Here is a 19,500-nt window from a genome sequence, read left to right as displayed (position 1 = left end):
CCATGACGCCCGCGAGGCACGGATACGCATTATCATTCATCGTCCCGCGACGCCAGACCAGGAAAACATGACCCCCACGCTCGCCGGCATTCCCGTCGACTTCATCCTGTTCGCGCTCACGCTGCTCGGCGTCGCGCTCTTTCATCACTACACGCTGCATGTCGCGCTGACCGGCTTCGCCGTCATCAGCCTCTACAAGATCGCCTTCACCGGCTTCGCGACCGGCCCCGGCGTGGCCGGCTGGATCGGCCACCTCGGCCACGAATGGGTCACGTTCGCCAACCTGTTCTGCCTGCTGATGGGCTTCGCGATCCTCGCGCGGCACTTCGAGAAAAGCCACGTCCCGGTGATCCTGCCAAAATTCCTGCCGAAGGACTGGAAAGGCCCGTTCGCGCTGCTCGTGATGATCTTCTTCATCTCGTCGATCCTCGACAACATCGCCGCCGCCCTCATCGGCGGCGCGATGGCGCACCAGCTGTTCCGCGCCCGCGTGCATACCGGCTACCTCGCGGCCATCGTCGCGGCCTCCAACGCCGGCGGCGCGGGCTCCGTCGTCGGCGACACCACGACGACGATGATGTGGATCGCCGGCATCTCGCCGCTCGCCGTGCTCGAAGCCGCCCTCGGCGCCGGCGTCGCGCTGTGCCTCTTCGGCACGATCGCGGCGAAGCAGCAGCATGCCTGGTCGCCGATCAACACGCACGCGCACGAACACACCCGCGTCGACTGGGGCCGGCTCTTCATCGTCATGCTCATGCTGGGCCTCGCGATCGGCACCAACATCACCGTGAACGTCGCCGCCCCGAGCGTCGCCGGCGCTTTCCCCTTCATCGGCGTGGCCGTGTGGGTGGCGATCCTGCTCACCGCGCAACTGCGCCGCCACGACTGGGAAATCCTGCCGGAAACGGCCAAGGGCTCGGTCTTCCTGCTCTCGCTGGTGGCCTGCGCATCGATGATGCCGGTGAACGAACTGCCGCCCGCGTCATGGGCAGGCGCGCTGGTGCTGGGCTTCGTCTCCGCGGTGTTCGACAACATCCCGCTCACGGCGCTGGCGATCCGCCAGGGCGGCTTCGACTGGGGCTTCCTCGCCTACGCCGTCGGTTTCGGCGGCTCGATACTGTGGTTCGGCTCCTCGGCCGGCGTCGCGCTGTCCAACATGTACCCCGAGGCCCGCTCGGCGCTCCTGTGGCTGCGCAAGGGCTGGCACATTCCGCTTGCCTACGTCGTCGGCTTCGCCGTGATGCTCGCCGTGCTCGGGTGGCACCCGCAGTAAGCCGCGGCCGCCTGCAGCCCGCAAAATCGCCAATTTTTGCGCTAAAATTAAAAATTGGCTCCGCCGAGCGGAGCACCTCCTTGAACACAATTCCGCTGGAGAATCCCATCATGTCCATGGCTGACCGCGACGGTTTCATCTGGCAGGACGGCAAGCTCGTGCCGTGGCGCGAGGCGACGACGCACGTCCTGACCCACTCCCTGCATTACGGTCTGGCCGTATTCGAGGGCGTGCGCGCGTACAAGACCGCCAAGGGCCCCGCGATTTTCCGGCTCGCCGAGCACACCCAGCGCCTGATCAACTCGGCCAAGATCTACCGCATGGAGATCCCCTACTCGAAGGACGAGCTGATGGAGGCACAGAAGGAAGTCGTGCGCGCCAACAAGCTCGAATCCTGCTACCTGCGCCCGCTGGCCTTCTACGGCTCGGAGAAGATGGGCATCTCGACGCGCGGTGCGCGCGTCCATGTCGCCATCGCCGCCTGGCCGTGGGGCGCCTATCTCGGTGAGGAAGGCCTCGAGAAGGGCATCCGCATCCGCACCTCGTCCTATGCGCGCCATCACGTGAACGTGACGATGCCGCGCGCGAAACTGTCCGGCAGCTACGCGAACTCCATCCTCGCCAACCTCGAGGCGACCGAGGACGGCTACGACGAGGCGCTGCTGCTCGACACCCAGGGTTTCGTCGCCGAAGGCTCCGGCGAGAACTTCTTCATGGTCAAGGACGGCAAGATCTACGAACCCGAGATCGCCTCGGCGCTGACCGGCATCACCCGTGACTCGGTCATCCAGATCGCGCGCGAGCTCGGCTACACGGTCGAATCCCGCCGCCTCACGCGCGACGACGTCTACATCGCCGACGAGGCCTTCTTCACCGGTACCGCCGCCGAAGTCACGCCGATCCGCGAGCTCGACAACCGCACGATCGGCGCCGGCAAGCGCGGCCCGGTCACCGAAAAGCTCCAGGCGCGCTTCTTCGACGTCGTCAATGGCCGCGCCCCCGAATACGAGCGCTGGCTCTCCTACGTCTGAGGAAACGCACACCATGGCCGAAAACCAGGACAAGACTCAAACGATCGCCGTCACCGCCCACGACCTGCCGCTGCACTGCCCGCGCCCGGACGCGCCGCTGTGGGCCCGCCACCCGCGCGTCTTCCTCGACGTGCTGGCCGAAGGCGAAGTTGTCTGCCCGTACTGCAGCGCGAAATACGTCTTCACCGGCGAGCGTCCGAAGGGTCATCACTGACCCGCCACGACGCATGATCGACATGGGGGGGCAGCAATGCCCTCATGACATTTCCGGACCAGTTTCTTCGCTCAAGTCAGCCCAGGTGAACAAACCCGTCTTCACTACGGCCCTCGAGGCCGAGGCGGCGTTCTACGACGCACTCGCACGTTCCGATCTCGATGCGATGATGCAGGTGTGGTCGGAAGACGACGAAGTCGTGTGCATCCATCCCGACGGCGCCCGCCTCGTCGGTCTGCATGCGGTGCGCGAATCGTGGCGCCAGCTGTTCGCCAGCGGCGTCCGTCTCGCGGTCAGCGTCTCGCAGCGCGTCGCATCGGGCAACTCGCTTCTCGCGACGCACAACGTCATCGAACATGTCGCGCTTCCCGGCGACGAACGCGCGCCGCCGCCGATGGTCGCGACCAACGCCTACGCCAGCGGCCCGCATGGCTGGAAGATGATCATGCACCACGCGTCACCGGCACCCGACTCCCTCCCCGCCGGCACGCACGACGGCCCCCGCGTCGTACATTGATGCGGCGCCGCAACATGCCCTGATACTTTTCCCGCGCTGGCGACGCGCTCCGGTTACATAACTGGGGTAATCTGCGCACCGGTGGCCGGCCCGACCGCTGCACAGTCATCCCGGCACCCGATCTTCTTGGACAAGCACGCATTGAACATGACCTCGACTCCCTACGCCGCACCGGCGGCTGAAATCTTCAAGGCTTATGACATCCGCGGCATCGTCGACCGCAGCCTGACCACCGACGCCGTGCGCGCCATCGGCCACGCCCTCGGCTCCGAGGCCGTCGCACGCGGCCAGCGCGCCATCGCCGTCGGCCGCGACGGCCGCCTGTCCGGCCCCGAACTCGCCGGCGCGCTCTCCGACGGCATCCGCGCCGCGGGCGTCGACGTCGTCGACATCGGCTGCGTGCCGACCCCGCTCACCTACTTCGCCGCCTACCAGCTCGGCACCGACTCCTGCGTCAGCGTCACCGGCAGCCACAACCCGCCCGACTACAACGGCCTCAAGATGGTGCTCGGCGGCCAGACGCTGTACGGCCCCCTCATCCAGGACCTGCGCCGCCGCATCGTCGAGAACGACCTCGTGCACGGCGAAGGCAGCCTGCGCAGGGAAGAAGTGGTAGGCGCCTACCTCGGACGCATCGTCTCCGACGTCAAGCTCGCGCGCCCGATGAAGATCGTCATCGACTGCGGCAACGGCGTTGCCGGCGCCGTCGCCCCCGAACTCTTCCGCCGCCTCGGCTGCGACATCGTCGAACTTTTCTGCGAAGTCGACGGCAATTTCCCGAACCACCACCCCGATCCGTCCAAGCCCGAGAACCTGCAGGACGTGATCCGCGCCCTCAAGGAAACCGACGCCGAACTCGGCCTCGCCTTCGACGGCGACGGCGACCGCCTCGGTGTCGTCACCAAGGATGGCGAGATCATCTTCCCCGACCGCCAGCTGATGCTGTTCGCGGCCGACGTGCTGTCCCGCGTGCCCGGCGGCGAGATCATCTACGACGTCAAATGCACGCGCAACCTCGCCGGCTGGGTGCGCCAGCACGGCGGCAAGCCGACGATGTGGAACACCGGGCACGCCCTCGTCAAGGCCAAGCTTAGGGAAACGGGCGCCCCGCTCGCGGGCGAGATGAGCGGCCACGTGTTCTTCAAGGAGCGCTGGTTCGGCTTCGACGACGGCCTCTACGCCGGCGCGCGCCTGCTGGAGATCCTGTCCCGCCACGCCGACCCCAGCGCGGTCCTCAAGGGCCTGCCGGACGCGGTCAGCACGCCCGAACTCAACATCAAGATGGCCGAGGGCGAACCCTTCGAACTCGTGCGCCGCCTGAAGGAAACGGCCCGCTTCGATGGCGCGAGCGAAGTCATCACCCTCGACGGCGTACGCGTCGAGTACGCCGACGGCTTCGGCCTCGCACGTCCGTCCAACACGACGCCCGTGGTCGTGCTACGATTCGAAGCTGACAACGAAGCCGCCATCGCCCGCATCCAGAACGCCTTCCGCGCCGCGATCGAGCAGGTCTGGCCCGGCCTCAAGCTGCCGTTCTAAGATCATCCGATAACAAGAACAACAACAAACACAAGGCCCCGCTCCGCAAGGATCGGGGCCTTTCCTTTTCTCTCGCCTGCATCGGCCCGGCCGGACTCGCCCGTTCGCCCTGGACCCGTGGCTGCGACCAGCTCGGCCAGAACGGCATTGATCGCACACCGCCAGGCGTCGTCGCCTTCCCCCGCCGGGCTGTCGAGAGCGCCGCCGGCCTGGCCGTTGCGGGGGAAACACGGCGGCGCATGTCTGAGGGCGCACCGCGCCCGAGTTTGCGCCGACGCCCCCGCGACGGTCAGGCTGGCGGGAAGCCGAAGGCCGCGAACGTCTGCCCGGCGGGGGAAGGCGACGCCGCCGCCCACGGAGTCCCGCCCTTCATCAAACCGCGCCCCGGAAAGCACAAGAGCCCCGCCGGCCAAAGACCGACGGGGCTCCCGACTTCAAAACCGCGAGAAGACGGGCCGCTTACAGCTTCCCGGCCACCCAGTCCGCGACGCCCGCCAGCGCCGCCGGCAGCTTGGACGGTTCGGTGCCGCCCGCCTGCGCCATGTCCGGCCGGCCACCGCCCTTGCCGCCGACCTGCTGCGCGACAAAGTTCACCAGTTCACCGGCCTTCACCTTCGCCGTCTGGTCCGCCGTGACGCCCGCAATCAGGCTCACCTTACCGTCGGCCGTCGACGCCAGCACGATCGCCGCCGACTTCAGCTTGTCCTTCAGCTTGTCCATCGTCTCGCGCAGCGTCGGCACGTCGGCGCCATCCAGCATCGCCGCCAGCACCTTGATTCCCTTCACGTCGGCCGCCTGCGCCACCAGATCGTCGCCCTGGCTCGCCGCCAGCTTCGACTTCAGCCGCGCCAGCTCCTTCTCCAGCGCGCGCACGTTCTCCAGCATGGCCGCGACGCGTTCCGCGACCTCGTCCGGCTGAGTCTTCAACAGCGCCGCCACGCCCAGCACGCGGCGCTCCTGCTCCTGCACGTACTGCAACGCCTGCTCACCCGTCACCGCCTCGATCCGACGCACACCCGCCGCGACGCCGCCTTCCGACAGGATCTTGAACAGACCGATGTCGCCGGTACGCGCGACGTGCGTGCCGCCGCACAGTTCCCGCGTCGAACCGATCGACATCACCCGCACCTCGTCGCCGTACTTCTCGCCGAAGAGCATCATCGCGCCGGTCTTCTGCGCGTCCTCGATCGGCATCACGCGCGCATCGGTCGCCGCGTTGGCGAGGATCTCGGCATTGACGATCTCCTCCACCTCGCGAATCTCCTCCGGCGTCATCGGCGCGGTGTGTGCGAAGTCGAAGCGCGTCTTGTCCGGATCGACCTGCGAACCCTTCTGCTGCACGTGCGCGCCCAGTACCTCGCGCAGCGCCTTGTGCATCAGGTGCGTGACCGAGTGATTGCGCTGCGTGCGCGTGCGCGCGGCCGCGTCGACCTTCGCCGTGACGCCCTGCCCCACCGACAGGCGGCCGGTCTTGACGACGCCGTGGTGGCCGAACACCGTTGCCTGGATCTTCTGCGTGTCCTCGACCGCAAAGATCCCCGCGGCACCGCGCAGCTCGCCGCGGTCGCCGACCTGGCCGCCCGACTCGGCGTAGAAGGGCGTGTTGTCCAGCACCACGACCCCCATCTCGCCCTCGGCCAGCTCGTTGACCGGCGCGCCGTCCTTGTACAGCGCCAGCACGTTGCCGCGCTCCTCCAGCCGCTCGTAGCCGTGGAAAGTCGTCGCCGGCCCCTCGTAGTCGAGGTTCGCCGCCATCTTGAACTTGCCGGCCGCGCGCGCCTGCTCCTTCTGGCGCGTCATCGCCGCGTCGAACGCGATCGCATCGACGGTCATGTCGCGCTCGCGGCACACGTCAGCGGTCAGATCGAGCGGAAAGCCGTAGGTGTCGTGCAGCTTGAAGGCCGTCTCGCCGTTGAACACGCGGTTGCCGGCCGCGGACATCTCTGCGAGCTCGGCTTCGAGGATCGTCATGCCGTTCTCGATCGTCGCAAAGAAACGGTCCTCCTCCTGCTTCAGGATCTCGACCACACGCGATTGGGCAGCCTTCAGGTCGGGATAGGCGTCACCCATCTCGACGACCAGATCCGCCACCAGGCGATGGAAGAACGCTGCCCGCGCGCCCAGCTTGTAGCCGTGGCGGATCGCGCGGCGGATGATCCGGCGCAACACGTAGCCGCGCCCCTCGTTGCCGGGGATCACGCCGTCGGCGATCAGGAAGGAACAGGCGCGGATGTGGTCGGCGAGCACCTTCAGGCTCGGGCTGTCGAGGTCCGCGTACTTCGTCTCGCGCGCGGCAGCGCGAATCAGGTTCTGGAAGAGGTCGATCTCGTAGTTGCTATGCACATGCTGCAGCACCGCCGAGATGCGCTCGAGGCCCATGCCGGTGTCGACGCTGGGCTTGGGCAACGGATGCATCACGCCCGCCTCGTCGCGGTTGAACTGCATGAACACGTTGTTCCAGATCTCGATGTAGCGGTCGCCGTCCTCCTCGGGCGATCCCGGGGGGCCGCCCCAGATCTCGGGACCGTGATCGTAGAAGATCTCCGTGCACGGGCCGCAGGGGCCGGTGTCGCCCATCATCCAGAAGTTGTCGGAGGCGTAGCGCGCGCCCTTGTTGTCGCCGATGCGGATCACGCGCTCGGCGGGCACGCCCACTTCCTTGGTCCAGATGTCGTAGGCCTCGTCATCCTCGGCATAGACGGTGACCCACAGCTTGTCCTTGGGCAGCTTGAACTCGGAGGTCAGCAGCTCCCACGCATACGTGATCGCGTCACGCTTGAAGTAGTCGCCAAAGCTGAAATTCCCCAGCATCTCGAAAAAGGTATGATGCCGCGCGGTGTAGCCGACGTTTTCGAGGTCGTTGTGCTTGCCGCCGGCACGCACGCATTTCTGCGAGGTGGTTGCGCGCGAATACGGGCGCTTGTCGAAGCCGAGGAACACGTCCTTGAACTGGTTCATCCCCGCGTTGGTGAACAGCAGGGTGGGATCCTCGTGCGGCACCAGCGAGCTGGAGGAGACGATCTGGTGGCCTTTCGACTCGAAGAACTTGAGGAATTTCTCGCGGATTTCGGCGCTTTTCATGGCAGGAATTCGGTTGTCCGGCGCCCGGTCGGCGCCTCGTCGTTCGGAAACGACAATTCTAACCGAAGCCCACCCGTTTCACCCGCGACGCCTGGCGCCGCGGGGAGTGTAGGGTGTCATGCCAGCTGCGTCGCCACGCCGTGGGGTTGAAGGCTCGCCACCGGCGCGTTGAGCGTCAGCGGGATTTCGATGAACGCGTAGGTCATCACCAGAAGGAAGGTTCCGGCTACGACCGCGGTGTATTGCTTGAAGAACTCGGTTTGGCGCAACTTCATAAGACTCTCCTTGGGGTCATCGTGGACCGCTTTTGTGGTTAAAGGCCGACGCATTCTGTGGTGCGGATGCGACGGATGCGGTAACACGATGAAATCATTGGTAAGTCAATGAAACAGCAGTAACCTTCTCCACTCCCTCGGCCGGGGGGACCTTCGCCTATAATCAGGTGCTTTCCTGCAAAAAATACGGAAATTCCCGATGGGCCACCGACTCTCGAAAATTTACACACGCACCGGCGATGCCGGCGCCACCGGACTGGGCGACGGCAAGCGCGTCTCCAAGAACAGCCTGCGCATCCACGCGCTCGGCGAAGTCGATGAACTCAACGCGGCGGTGGGCGTGCTGCTGTGCGAGGAGCTGCCGGAAGACGTCCGCGCGCTGCTGACCGACGCCCAGCACGACCTCTTCGACCTCGGCGGCGAAGTGTGCATCCCGGGCATGAGCATGATCACGGCGAAGCAGGTCGAGAAGCTCGAACAGGAACTCGATCGCCTCAACGAGCCGCTCGAGCCGCTCAAGGACTTCATCCTGCCCGGCGGCACCCGCCCCGCCGCGCTGGCGCACCACGCGCGCACGGTATGCCGCCGCGCCGAACGCTCGCTCGTCGCGCTGGCGCTCGAGGAGACGGTCAACGACGGCCCGCGCCAGTACCTGAACCGCCTCTCCGACCTGCTGTTCGTGCTCGGCCGCGTGCTCAACCGCGCCGGCGGCCGCGACGACGTGCTGTGGCAGAAGCGCAAGAACGCCTGATTGGTCGTCGCACCACGCTGCCGGCCTGAGCCGGCAGCGCGAAACCCGGGAGCCCGCCCGGCGCAGCCCCCGCCCGGAATGCCGCCTTATTCCAGATCAGCCGCGTGGCTGACCCGGCGCTGCCGCACCGCCTCGGCGAGAATCTCAAGGACCAACACGCTGTCTTCCCACCCGATGCAGGCATCGGTGATGCTCTTGCCGTATTCCAGCTCCTTGCCCGGCACCAGATCCTGACGCCCCTCCTTGAGGTGCGACTCGACCATCACGCCGATGATGCGATCCTCGCCCGCCGCCATCTGCACCCCGACGTCGCGCGCGACGTCGATCTGCAGGCGGTGCTGCTTGCGGCTGTTGGCGTGCGAAAAATCGATCATGACCTTGCCCGGGACGCCCGAAGCGGCGAGCTCCGTGCAGGCTGCATCGACGCTCGCGGCGTCGTAGTTCGGCGCCTTGCCGCCACGCAGGATCACGTGGCAGTCCTCGTTGCCGAGTGTCGACACGATGGCCGAATGACCGGCCTTAGTGACCGAGAGGAAATGGTGCGGCGACTGGGCGGCCTTGATCGCATCGATGGCGATCCTGACGTTGCCGTCGGTGCCGTTCTTGAATCCGACCGGGCACGACAGCCCCGACGCCAGCTCGCGATGCACCTGGCTTTCCGTCGTGCGCGCGCCGATCGCCCCCCACGAGATCAGGTCGCCGATGTACTGCGGCGTGATCATGTCGAGGAACTCGGTGCCGGCGGGCAGTCCCATCTCGTTGATCTCCCACAGCAGCTTGCGCGCGAGCCGCACGCCTTCGTTGATGCGGAAGCTGTTGTCGAGGTAGGGGTCGTTGATCAGGCCCTTCCAGCCGACGGTCGTGCGCGGTTTCTCGAAATACACGCGCATCACGACGAGGAGTTCGTCCTTGAAGCGGGCCGCCTCGGCCTTCAGCTTGCGTCCGTATTCGAGCGCCGCGTCGATGTCGTGGATCGAGCACGGCCCGATCACGACCAGCAGGCGGTCGTCGGCACCGTACAGGATGCGGTGGATCGCCTGCCTCGCCTCGAACGCGACTTCCGCAGCCTTGGGCGTCGCCGGAAATTCGCGCAGCACATGGACGGGCGGCGCGAGTTCCTTGATTTCCTTGATGCGGACATCATCGATATGGATCTTGACTGAAGCGGGCATGGCTAAAACTCTGTCGGGTGGCAATTGGCGAGCTTTCGATTCTAGCCCAAGATCGGCGCCAGACGCTGCGCCTCAGGGCCGGCACGCCCCCGACGCATCGCGGTGGCAGTATCGCAATCACGGCACCCCGGATGGAATAATCGGGGCGCACCGATTGTTCATGACGTAACGAACACGCGAGGAGCGCATGGCATGAGCACGCGATACCGCCCGGGCCACGCCTGCCCGGCCCGGGACACACATCCGCAACCGGCCTGACGCGGGCCCCGCCGGCATGTTCTCCGACAATGCGCTGCTCGCCGAAATCCCGCGCCTGCGCCGCTACGCGCGCGGCCTGACGGGCGACGCCACGCGCGCCGACGACCTGGTGCAGGACACGCTGGAACGCGCGCTGCTCAAGGGACGCCTGTGGCGCCCCGGCAACCTGCGCGCCTGGCTGCTGACGATGATGCACAACGTATTCGTGAACCAGTACCGCGCCTCGGGCACGATGGACTTTCGCCCCCCCGAAGACCTGCCCGAGGTCGCGGTACGGCCGCAACAGACCGACGGCATCGAACTGCGCGAGCTGGAGCGCGCGCTGCAGCAGCTGTCGCCCGAGCAGCGCGAAGTGCTGCTGCTGGTGACACTGGAAGACATGAGTTACGAGGATACCGCCCACATCCTCGGCACCCCCATCGGCACCGTGATGTCGCGCCTGTCGCGCGCACGGGATCGCCTGCGCCAGGTGCTCGCCGGGCAAGCCGCCGCACCCGATTATCTGAAGGTTGTGAAATAGCCATGCGACGCCCTATCTGCGAAGACGATCTCCACGCCTGGGTCGACGGGCGACTGGGTGCCGCCCGCCGCGGCGAGGTCAACACCTGGCTCACCGAGGATCCGTTGCACATCGAACGCGTCGAGGCGTGGCGCTCGAACGCCGAAGCGCTGCGCAGCGGCTATGCGGCGCTCCTCGGGGAGCCGGTTCCGGCACGCCTGCGCGCCGTCGTCGAGCGGCGCAAGCCCCTGCCCGCGCTGAGGCTTGCCGCCGTGGTCGCGTGGACGACGCTCGGGACGCTCACGGGCGCCGGCCTGGGCTACCAGCTGGGCCAGTCCGCCTCGCCCGACGTTGACGCCCTCGCCTCGCTGCCGCATCGCGCCGCGATCGCCCACGCGGTCTATGCGCCGGAGATCCGCCACCCCGTCGAGGTCAGCGCCGACCAGGAGCAGCACCTCGTCGCCTGGCTGACCAAGCGCCTCGGCGCGCCGGTGAAGCTGCCCGATCTGCACGACCAGGGGTTCGCGCTGCTCGGCGGACGCCTGCTGCCCACACCCGACGGCCCCGGCGCACAGTTCATGTACGAGAACGACGGCGGCCGCCGCCTCACGCTGTATCTCAGCAGACGTGACGACGGCGCCGCGACGACCGCCTTCCGCTACGCGCAGCAGGGCGACGTCGGCGTGTTCTACTGGGTGGACGGCCGCTTCGCCTACGCGCTCTCGGGCCAGTTCGGACGAGACACGCTGCTGCCGCTCGCCAACAGCGTCTATCACCAGATTTCGCCGTAGCACGCGCATCCCGGCGAGCGGGTGAAATTCCCCGATCGCGCGGAACTTCGGCATCATGCGGGTGCCGAATCAGCAGCTTTCACTCCTTGCAGCGACGCGATGCAGATCCTCAAGCCCAACGACATTCCGCCGTCCGAAATCACCCCGCGCGCCCTGTTCGAAGACCGCCGGCGCTTTCTCGGCGCAACCGGCGCGACACTTGCCGCAGGCGCGGCGCTGTGGGCCGGCCTCCTCCCCGACGCGCGCGCGGCGGCAGCGAAGCTCGGCCCGCTGGCACGCTCGCCGCTCAGCACCGACGAGACCCAGACCAGCTACAAGTCGGTCACGACCTACAACAACTTCTACGAATTCGGCACCAACAAGGAAGATCCGGCGGCGAATGCCGGAAGCCTGGTGGTCCGCCCGTGGGCGGTGCGCGTCGAAGGTCTTGCCGGCAAGCCCCGCACGTTCGACATCGACGATCTGCGCAAGCTCGCCCCGCTGGAGGAACGGATCTACCGCCTGCGCTGCGTCGAGGGCTGGTCGATGGTCATCCCGTGGGCCGGCTTTCCGCTCTCGGCGCTGCTCAGGCAGGTCGAACCGCAGGGCAGCGCGAAATACGTCGAGTTCGTGACCCAGTACGATCCGAAGATCATGATGCGCCGTCCGGTGCTCGACTGGCCCTACACCGAGGGCCTGCGCCTGGACGAGGCGCTGCATCCGCTGACGCTGCTGACGCTCGGGCTGTACGGCGAAGTGTTGCCGAACCAGAACGGCGCACCGGTGCGCGTCGTGGTGCCGTGGAAATACGGCTTCAAGAGCGCGAAATCCATCGTCGCGATCCGCCTCGTCGAGAAGGAACCCCGTACCGCGTGGAACAAGGCTGCCCCGAACGAGTACGGCTTCTATTCGAACGTGAACCCCACGGTCGACCATCCCCGCTGGAGCCAGGCCACCGAGCGCCGCCTCGGCGAATTCCGCAAGCGCCCGACGCTGATGTTCAACGGCTATGCCGAACAGGTCGCGAACCTGTACCAGGGCATGGACCTGCGCAGGTTCTTCTGACCTTTCCTTCCGCCCATGACCAAGACCCCGACCGCCGCTCAGCTCGCCGCGATCAAGGCCGCCCTCTTCGCACTGTGCCTCGTGCCGCTCGCGCTCAACCTGCAGCGCTGGTTCGACGACGCGCTCGGCGCCAACCCGATCGAAGCGATCACGCACGCGAGCGGCGACTGGACGCTGCGCTTCCTGCTGATCACGCTCGCCGTCACGCCGCTGCGCAAGCTCACCGGGCTCAACTGGCTGCTGCGCCTGCGCCGCATGCTGGGCCTGTTCGCGTTCTTCTACGCCAGCCTGCACTTCACGACGTATTTCTGGCTCGACCAGTTCTTCGACCTGCACTCGATCGCGCACGACATCATGAAACGCCCCTTCATCACCGTCGGCTTCGCCGCCTTCGTGCTGCTGACCCCGCTCGCCGTCACATCGAACAACTACGCCATCCGGCGCCTCGGCGGGCGCCGCTGGCAATCGCTGCACCGCTCGGTGTACGGGATCGGCATCCTCGCGATCGTGCATTACTGGTGGCTGGTGAAAGCCGACATCCTCGAACCGATGATCTACGGCCTGATCCTCGCGGCCCTGCTGGGCGTGCGCGGGTGGTGGCGCGAACTCGAACGCCGCCGTCAGCTCGCCGCAAGCATGCCGCGGCCGATGCCGGGCGGGAAAGTCATCCCGCTCGTCGTCAAGTCACCGCAGTAGGAGAAAAAGCTCAGCCCTGCTTCGGCCGGATCGCGTGTTTCGGGCGGAAAGCCTTGATCACGGCCTCGTCGGTCTCGACGTAAGGCCCGCCGATGAGGTCGATGCAGTAGGGAATCGCGGCGAAGATGCCGACATGCGCGACCGAGCCGTCCGGGGCGCGCAGCCCTTCCAGCGTCTCGCGGATCGACTTCGGCTGCCCCGGCAGGTTCACGATCAGCGACTTGCCGCGGATCACCGCGACCTGGCGCGACAGGATCGCCGTCGGCACGAAGTTCAGGCTGATGCGGCGCATCTCCTCGCCGAAGCCGGGCATCTCTTTCTCGCCCACTGCCAGCGTCGCCTCGGGCGTCACGTCACGCACCGCCGGCCCCGTGCCGCCGGTCGTGAGGATCAGCGAGCAGCCGACCGTGTCGGCGAGATCGGTCAGCGTGCGCTCGATCATCGGCCGCTCGTCCGGGATCAGCCGCGTCTCGACGCGCCACGGCGAAGTCAGCGCCTTCGACAGCCACTCCTTCAGCGCCGGAATGCCCTGGTCCTCGTAAGTGCCGTCGGAAGCCCGGTCGCTGATCGAGACCAGGCCGATGGTGATTTCGTCGCTCATGATGTCTCCGCTCATTCTTCGGCCGCGTCGTCGGCCGCCGGGGTCTCGTCGCCTGCGCCCGCCGTTCCCGCATCGAGGTCGCGCAGGACGCGGAAGATCTCGCGGAACGCCCGCGGCGGCTTGTTCTGCTCGCGCTCCTTGAGCGCATTGCGGCGCAGCGTGCGCAGTTGCTGGAAATCGGCCTCGGGCCACAGCTCGGCGATCGCGTGCAGCGCCTTCTCGTCCTCCAGCAGGTCCACACGCAGGCGCTCGAGGCGATGCTGGCGCGCCACCTCCGCCTTCGAGATGCCGTTGAACACGTCGAGCTGCGCCTGGATCGGCGCCGGATCGACATTGCGCATCAGCTTGCCGACATACTGCATCTGGCGCCGGCGCCCCTCGTGGCTCGTGATGCGCTTGGCCTCGCGCACGGCATCCGCGAGCGAATCCGGCATCGGCACCTTCTTCAGCTGGTCCAGCGACAGCGCCACCAGCTGCTCGCCCAGATCCTGTAGCGCGTGCATGTCGCGCTTGCGCTGGCTCTTGCTCGGCCGCTCCGGAAAGCCCGAATCGTCGTCCGGCAGCATTTCGTCGTGGTGGGCGTGGCTCATGAAAAGTACAGTCGGTGGGAACGGGGTAAGATTATAGCCTTTGCTCAACGGTCTCCCGCCCATGTCCGATCAAGGCTTCTCCTTCACCTCCGACCGCCTGCAGGAAATCGCCAGCGACATCCTCAAGTTCGCGAAGAAACGCGGCGCGTCGGCCTGCGAAACCGATGTCTCGGAAGGCTTCGGCCAGTCCGCGACGGTGCGCAAGGGCGAAGTCGATACGATCGAATACAACCGCGACAAGGGCGTCGGCGTCACGGTCTATCTCGGCCAGCAGCGCGGCCACGCGAGCACGTCCGATTTCTCGAAGGCAGCGTTGAAGGCGACCGTCGACGCGGCCGTGTCGATCGCCCGCTTCACCGCGCCCGACCCCTGCGCCGGGCTCGCCGACGCATCCCTCATGGCGAAGGACTGTCCCGACCTCGACCTGCACCATCCGTGGCGCCCCGGCGTCGACGACGCGATCGCCGCCGCGCGCCGCTGCGAGGATGCCGCCTTCGCCGCCAGCCCCAAGATCACCAATTCGGAAGGCGCGAGCGTCTCGACGCAGGAATCGCACTTCATCTCCGCCAACAGCAACGGTTTCATGGGCGGCTACGCCAGCTCGCGTCACAGCGTGTCGTGCTCGGTCATCGCCGGCGCAGGCGACGCCATGCAGCGCGAATACTGGTACGACACGCGCCGCGACGCCGCGGAGCTCATGTCGGCCGAATCGGTCGGCCAGCGCGCCGCCGAACGCGCGCTCGCCCGCCTCGGCGCGAAGAAGATCAAGACCTGCGAAGTGCCGGTGCTGTTCGAAGCGCCGCTCGCCGTGTCGCTGCTCGGCAACTTCGTCTACGCCGTGAGCGGCGGCTCGCTGTACCGCAAGTCCTCCTTCCTGCTCGACAGCCTCGGCCAGCAGGTCTTCTCGCCGCTCGTGAACATCGCCGAACGCCCGCACCTGCCCAAGGCCTTCGGCTCCAGCCCCTTCGACAGCGACGGCGTCGTCACGCGCGACCGCGAAGTCGTCACCGACGGTGTGCTGCAGGGCTACTTCCTGTCGACCTATTCCGCGCGCAAGCTCGGGCTGCAGACCACCGGCAACGCCGGCGGCTCGCACAACCTCATCGTCAAGCCGGGCGACATGGACTTCGCGGCGCTGGTCAAGCACATGGACCGCGGCCTCGTCGTCACCGAGCTCCTCGGCCAGGGCGTCAATTACGTCACCGGCGATTACTCGCGCGGCGCCGCCGGCTTCTGGGTCGAGAAGGGCAAGATCAAGCACGCCGTGGAAGAGATCACCATCGCCGGCAACCTGCGCGACATGTTCCGCAGCATCGTCGCCATCGGCAACGACGCCCTGCCGCGCGGCGCGAAGCTCTGCGGCTCGGTCCTCATCGAGCGCATGAAGATTGCCGGCAGCTGAGCGGACCCCGCGGACGGCGGATACGCGCACCGGGCATCCCTGCGCTTCACCCAGGAACATCGGACAATGAAAACTCGCCTCTGCCTCGTCAGGCACGGAGAAACCTCCTGGAATGCCGAACAGCGGCTTCAGGGACATCTCGACATCCCCCTGAATCCCGTCGGCGAGGCACAGGCCGCGGCCACCGCCGCCAGCCTCGCGACCGTGCATTTCGCCGCCGTCTACAGCAGCGACCTGCAACGGGCGCGCCAGACCGCGACCGCCATCACCACGCGCAACCGCGCCGCCGCCGTCGAATTCCACGACCGCCTGCGCGAGCGCAACTACGGCGCCTTCCAGGGCCTGACCTACACCGAGGCCGAGACGCGTTTCCCCGACGACTATCGCCGCTTCAAGCAGCGCGACCCGCTCTTCACCTTTCCCGGGGGCGGCGAGAGCCTCTCCGAATTCGCCCTCCGCGTCGAGAACGTGCTGGCGGACCTGGCCGCGTCGCACGGCGGCCAGCAGGTCCTGGTCGTCACGCATGGCGGCGTGCTCGACATCGTCCATCGCCTTGCGGCCGGCAAGGCACTCGACGCCCCGCGCGACTTCACCATCCCGAACGCCGCCCTCAACTGGATCGAATATGACGGCGCGCGTTGGCACCTCGTCAGCTGGGCCGACAAGCGCCACCTCGACGGCGCGCGCGACGAACTGCCGAACGCCTGAAACCCGGGCCATCCTGCGTCCCGGGCCGCGATCACCACGAAGCGGGTTGCGTTTCATGGCCGCTGCCCGTGCGTGCTAAAATTCATCTTCAATCCCCCCTACGAGACCGCTTCATGTTCTCTGCGCAAGACACCCTCGCCAAGGTCGATTCCGAGCTGTGGGCAGCCATCCAGGCCGAAAATCGTCGCCAGGAAGACCACATCGAACTCATCGCCTCGGAAAACTACGTTTCCCATGCCGTGATGGAAGCGCAGGGTTCCCAGCTCACGAACAAGTACGCGGAAGGCTACCCGGGCAAGCGCTACTACGGCGGCTGCGAGCACGTCGACGTCGTCGAGCAGGTCGCGATCGACCGCCTCAAGAAGCTCTTCGGCGCCGATGCCGCGAACGTCCAGCCGAACTCCGGCTCGCAGGCCAACCAGGCGGTGCTGATGGCCTTCGCCAAGCCCGGCGACACCATCATGGGCATGAGCCTCGCCGAAGGCGGCCACCTCACCCACGGCATGCCGCTGAACATGTCGGGCAAGTGGTTCAACGTCGTCGCCTACGGCCTGAACGACAAGGAAGAGATCGACTACGACCAGATGGAGCGCCTCGCCCGCGAGCACAAGCCGCGCATCATCGTCGCCGGCGCCTCCGCCTACTCGCTGCGCATCGATTTTGAACGCTTCGCGACGATCGCGAAGGAGATCGGCGCGATCTTCTGGGTCGACATGGCCCACTACGCCGGCCTGATCGCGGCCGGCTACTATCCCAGCCCGATTCCGCACGCCGACGTCGTCACCTCGACCACGCACAAGACCCTGCGCGGCCCGCGCGGCGGCATCATCCTGATGAAGGCCGAGCACGAAAAGGCCATCAACTCCGCGATCTTCCCCGGCCTGCAGGGCGGCCCGCTCATGCACGTCATCGCCGGCAAGGCGGTCGCCTTCAAGGAAGCGCTCGGTCCGCAGTTCCGCAACTACCAGGAACAGGTCATCGCCAACGCCCGTGTCATGGCACGCGTGCTCGGCGAGGAGCGCGGTCTGCGCATCGTCTCGGGCCGCACCGAAAGCCACGTGTTCCTGGTCGACCTGCGCGCCAAGAACATCACCGGCAAGACCGCCGAAGCCGCGCTGGGTGCCGCGCACATCACCGTGAACAAGAACGCCATCCCGAAGGATCCGGAAAAGCCCTTCGTCACCTCGGGCATCCGCATCGGTTCGCCGGCGATGACCACCCGCGGCTTCACCGAGATCGAAGCCGAGCAGATCGCGCACCTGATCGCCGACGTCCTCGACGCCCCGGAGGACGAAGCGGTCCTCACGCGCGTTCGCGGCAAGGTCGCGGAACTGTGCGCCAGGCACCCGGTGTATGGGAAGTAATCCGCGGGCAGGCAGGCCCGCGTGAACAATCGGGGTGTGCCGTCCGCGAGCGGCACGCCCCGTTTTTTTGTGTGAGTTGAAAAAGGGCCGACACACACCATGAAGTGTCCGTTCTGTGGCGACCCCAACACCCAGGTCACCGACACGCGCGAGAACGAGGACGGCGAGGTCGTCCGCCGCCGGCGCCGCTGTGCGCATTGCGACAAGCGCTTCACGACCTATGAGCGCATCGACCTCAAGATGCCGCACATCATCAAGCGCAACGGCATGCGCACGGAGTTCGACCACGACAAGCTCACGAGCAGCCTGAAGCTCGCGCTGCGCAAGCGCCCCGTCACCCTCGATGCGCTCGAGGCCTCGGTTGACCGCATCGAGGCGAAGCTGCTGTCGATGGGCGAGACCGAAGTCCCCAGCGAGAAGATCGGCGAACTCGTGATGAAGGAGCTCAAGAAGCTCGACAAGGTCGCCTACATCCGCTTCGCGTCGGTCTATCGCAATTTCGCCGACGTCGATGAATTTTCCGAAGTGATCCGCGAGGTGCAGACACGCCCCAAGCGGGGACGCAAGGGCAACCCGGACGACCCCGGTACCGAGAATGACCTTTTCGGCAACTGACCACCGCGCGATGGCCCGCGCGCTGCAGCTCGCGGCACGCGGGCTGGAAACCACCACGCCCAACCCGCGCGTCGGCTGCGTGCTGCTGCGCGAGGGGGAGATCGTCGGCGAAGGCTGGCACCGTCGCGCCGGCGAGGCGCATGCCGAGATCGAGGCATTGAAGATGGCCGGCGACGCCGCGCGCGGCGCGACCGCCTACGTGACGCTGGAACCCTGCGCCCATCACGGCCGCACCCCGCCCTGCGCCGAAGCGCTGATCCGCGCCGGCATCACGCGCGTGGTCGCGGCCATGGAGGACCCCAACCCGCTCGTCGCCGGCCGCGGCATGGCGCTGCTGCGTGAAGCCGGCATCCCGGCGGCAAGCGGGCTGATGGCTGGCGAGGCGCACGAGCTCAACATCGGCTTCGTCTCGCGCATGACGCGCGGCCGGCCGTGGCTGCGACTGAAGGCGGCGAGCACCCTCGATGGCAAGACCGCGCTGAACAACGGCGTGAGCCAATGGATCACCGGCGAAGCGGCGCGCCGCGACGGCCACCGCTGGCGCGCGCGCGCCTGCGCGGTGCTGACCGGCATCGGCACCGTGCGTGCCGACGACCCGCAACTCAACGTGCGGGCCGTGCCCTGCGACCGCCAGCCGCAACGCATCCTCATCGACGCGCAGCTCGACGTGTCCCTCTCGGCGAAGATATTGCAGGACGGGAAATGCCTCGTCGCCGCAGCGGTCGCCGACGAAGCGAAGGTGGCAGCCCTGGCCGCGCGCGACGTCGAGGTCGTGCTGCTCCCCAACGCCGCCGGCAAGGTCGACCTGCCGGCGCTGATGCGCGAACTCGGGCGCCGCGGCTTCAACGAAATCCACGCCGAAGCGGGCTTCAGGCTCAACGGCGCGCTGCTGAGCGAAGGCTGCGTCGACGAGATCGTGCTCTACATGGCGCCGATGCTGACTGGGGATGCCGCAAAGGGCCTCTTCAACCTTCCCGAACTGAGCGCCCTCGACAAGGCCGTGCGCCTCGACCTGCGCGACGTGCGACGCATCGGCAGCGACCTGCGGCTGATCGCGCGGCCCCTGCCGGCCTGAGCGG

The 19,500-nt window shown here is 67.1% G+C and carries 20 protein-coding genes; 15 read left to right on the top strand and 5 right to left on the bottom strand.

Translation table 11 applies throughout. The features are described 5' to 3' along the window. Positions 1–67: 67 nt before the first annotated feature. From CDA09_RS05410 to CDA09_RS05390, 5 genes are all read left to right on the top strand, one after another. Positions 68–1,273, top strand: coding sequence for a citrate transporter (locus CDA09_RS05410; protein WP_121427686.1), 1,206 nt, complete (start codon positions 68–70; stop codon positions 1,271–1,273). A gap of 110 nt (positions 1,274–1,383) precedes the next feature. Continuing rightward, complete coding sequence (locus tag CDA09_RS05405; protein ID WP_121427685.1) at positions 1,384–2,304, top strand: branched-chain amino acid transaminase; 921 nt, start codon at positions 1,384–1,386, stop codon at positions 2,302–2,304. Positions 2,305–2,317: 13 nt separating this feature from the next. Next, positions 2,318–2,518 (top strand): zinc-finger domain-containing protein, encoded by a 201-nt coding sequence (locus CDA09_RS05400; protein WP_121427684.1) that lies wholly within the window; start codon positions 2,318–2,320, stop codon positions 2,516–2,518. Between the two features lie 85 nt (positions 2,519–2,603). Further along, on the top strand, positions 2,604–3,035 hold the full coding sequence (locus tag CDA09_RS05395) for a YybH family protein (RefSeq protein WP_121427683.1): 432 nt from the start codon (positions 2,604–2,606) through the stop codon (positions 3,033–3,035). 147 nt (positions 3,036–3,182) lie between these two features. Continuing rightward, positions 3,183–4,574, top strand: coding sequence for a phosphomannomutase/phosphoglucomutase (locus CDA09_RS05390; protein WP_121427682.1), 1,392 nt, complete (start codon positions 3,183–3,185; stop codon positions 4,572–4,574). A 459-nt stretch (positions 4,575–5,033) separates the two neighbouring features. Here CDA09_RS05390 and alaS read toward each other — a convergent pair whose 3' ends face one another. Next, positions 5,034–7,655, bottom strand: a complete 2,622-nt coding sequence (gene alaS, locus CDA09_RS05380; RefSeq protein WP_121427680.1) for an alanine--tRNA ligase — start codon at positions 7,653–7,655, stop codon at positions 5,034–5,036. A 116-nt stretch (positions 7,656–7,771) separates the two neighbouring features. Continuing rightward, on the bottom strand, positions 7,772–7,930 hold the full coding sequence (locus CDA09_RS23265; RefSeq protein WP_164844369.1) for a hypothetical protein: 159 nt from the start codon (positions 7,928–7,930) through the stop codon (positions 7,772–7,774). 199 nt (positions 7,931–8,129) lie between these two features. Between CDA09_RS23265 and CDA09_RS05375 the strand changes: the two genes are divergently transcribed. Next, positions 8,130–8,681 carry a cob(I)yrinic acid a,c-diamide adenosyltransferase gene (locus CDA09_RS05375; RefSeq protein ID WP_121427679.1) on the top strand — a complete coding sequence of 184 codons (552 nt, stop codon included), beginning with the start codon at positions 8,130–8,132 and terminating at the stop codon, positions 8,679–8,681. Between the two features lie 86 nt (positions 8,682–8,767). Here CDA09_RS05375 and aroG read toward each other — a convergent pair whose 3' ends face one another. Further along, positions 8,768–9,853: a 3-deoxy-7-phosphoheptulonate synthase AroG gene (gene aroG / locus CDA09_RS05370; RefSeq protein WP_121427678.1), complete on the bottom strand. Its 1,086-nt coding sequence runs from the start codon at positions 9,851–9,853 to the stop codon at positions 8,768–8,770. Between the two features lie 274 nt (positions 9,854–10,127). Between aroG and CDA09_RS05365 the strand changes: the two genes are divergently transcribed. The 4 genes from CDA09_RS05365 to msrQ all read left to right on the top strand — a co-directional run bounded on the left by CDA09_RS05365 (position 10,128) and on the right by msrQ (position 13,141). Next, the gene (locus CDA09_RS05365) at positions 10,128–10,631 is read left to right on the top strand and encodes a sigma-70 family RNA polymerase sigma factor (RefSeq protein WP_121427677.1); all 504 of its coding nucleotides are present in this window, start codon (positions 10,128–10,130) and stop codon (positions 10,629–10,631) included. Between the two features lie 2 nt (positions 10,632–10,633). Next, positions 10,634–11,401 (top strand): anti-sigma factor family protein, encoded by a 768-nt coding sequence (locus CDA09_RS05360; RefSeq protein ID WP_121427676.1) that lies wholly within the window; start codon positions 10,634–10,636, stop codon positions 11,399–11,401. A gap of 99 nt (positions 11,402–11,500) precedes the next feature. Next, on the top strand, positions 11,501–12,445 hold the full coding sequence (gene msrP, locus CDA09_RS05355; RefSeq protein WP_121427675.1) for a protein-methionine-sulfoxide reductase catalytic subunit MsrP: 945 nt from the start codon (positions 11,501–11,503) through the stop codon (positions 12,443–12,445). 15 nt (positions 12,446–12,460) lie between these two features. Next, on the top strand, positions 12,461–13,141 hold the full coding sequence (msrQ, locus tag CDA09_RS05350) for a protein-methionine-sulfoxide reductase heme-binding subunit MsrQ (protein ID WP_121427674.1): 681 nt from the start codon (positions 12,461–12,463) through the stop codon (positions 13,139–13,141). Between the two features lie 10 nt (positions 13,142–13,151). Here the strand turns inward: msrQ and mog are convergent, their stop codons facing one another. Together mog and yjgA are read right to left on the bottom strand one after the other, a co-directional pair. After that, complete coding sequence (mog, locus tag CDA09_RS05345) at positions 13,152–13,742, bottom strand: molybdopterin adenylyltransferase (RefSeq protein ID WP_121427673.1); 591 nt, start codon at positions 13,740–13,742, stop codon at positions 13,152–13,154. An 11-nt stretch (positions 13,743–13,753) separates the two neighbouring features. Next, positions 13,754–14,332: a ribosome biogenesis factor YjgA gene (yjgA, locus tag CDA09_RS05340; protein WP_121427672.1), complete on the bottom strand. Its 579-nt coding sequence runs from the start codon at positions 14,330–14,332 to the stop codon at positions 13,754–13,756. A gap of 61 nt (positions 14,333–14,393) precedes the next feature. Between yjgA and pmbA the strand changes: the two genes are divergently transcribed. The 5 genes from pmbA (at position 14,394) to ribD (ending at position 19,496) form a co-directional block, all read left to right on the top strand. Further along, a complete protein-coding gene (pmbA, locus tag CDA09_RS05335) occupies positions 14,394–15,734 on the top strand; it encodes a metalloprotease PmbA (protein ID WP_121427671.1) in 1,341 nt (446 codons plus the stop codon). 66 nt (positions 15,735–15,800) lie between these two features. Next, entirely contained in the window at positions 15,801–16,442 is a 642-nt protein-coding gene (locus CDA09_RS05330) for a histidine phosphatase family protein (protein ID WP_121427670.1), read from the top strand. Between the two features lie 113 nt (positions 16,443–16,555). Beyond that, positions 16,556–17,806, top strand: a complete 1,251-nt coding sequence (gene glyA / locus CDA09_RS05325; protein ID WP_121427669.1) for a serine hydroxymethyltransferase — start codon at positions 16,556–16,558, stop codon at positions 17,804–17,806. 99 nt (positions 17,807–17,905) lie between these two features. Further along, positions 17,906–18,421 carry a transcriptional regulator NrdR gene (gene nrdR, locus CDA09_RS05320; RefSeq protein WP_121427668.1) on the top strand — a complete coding sequence of 172 codons (516 nt, stop codon included), beginning with the start codon at positions 17,906–17,908 and terminating at the stop codon, positions 18,419–18,421. After that, entirely contained in the window at positions 18,402–19,496 is a 1,095-nt protein-coding gene (gene ribD, locus CDA09_RS05315) for a bifunctional diaminohydroxyphosphoribosylaminopyrimidine deaminase/5-amino-6-(5-phosphoribosylamino)uracil reductase RibD (RefSeq protein WP_121427667.1), read from the top strand. Before nrdR ends, ribD begins: the two co-directional genes overlap by 20 nt. Positions 19,497–19,500 lie beyond the last annotated feature (4 nt).

Origin of the sequence: Azoarcus sp. DN11 (genome assembly GCF_003628555.1) — a bacterium.
GTDB lineage: Bacteria > Pseudomonadota > Gammaproteobacteria > Burkholderiales > Rhodocyclaceae > Aromatoleum.
The sequence above is the reverse complement of the archived record's forward strand: the minus strand, read 5'-3'. Positions and strand labels throughout refer to the sequence as shown.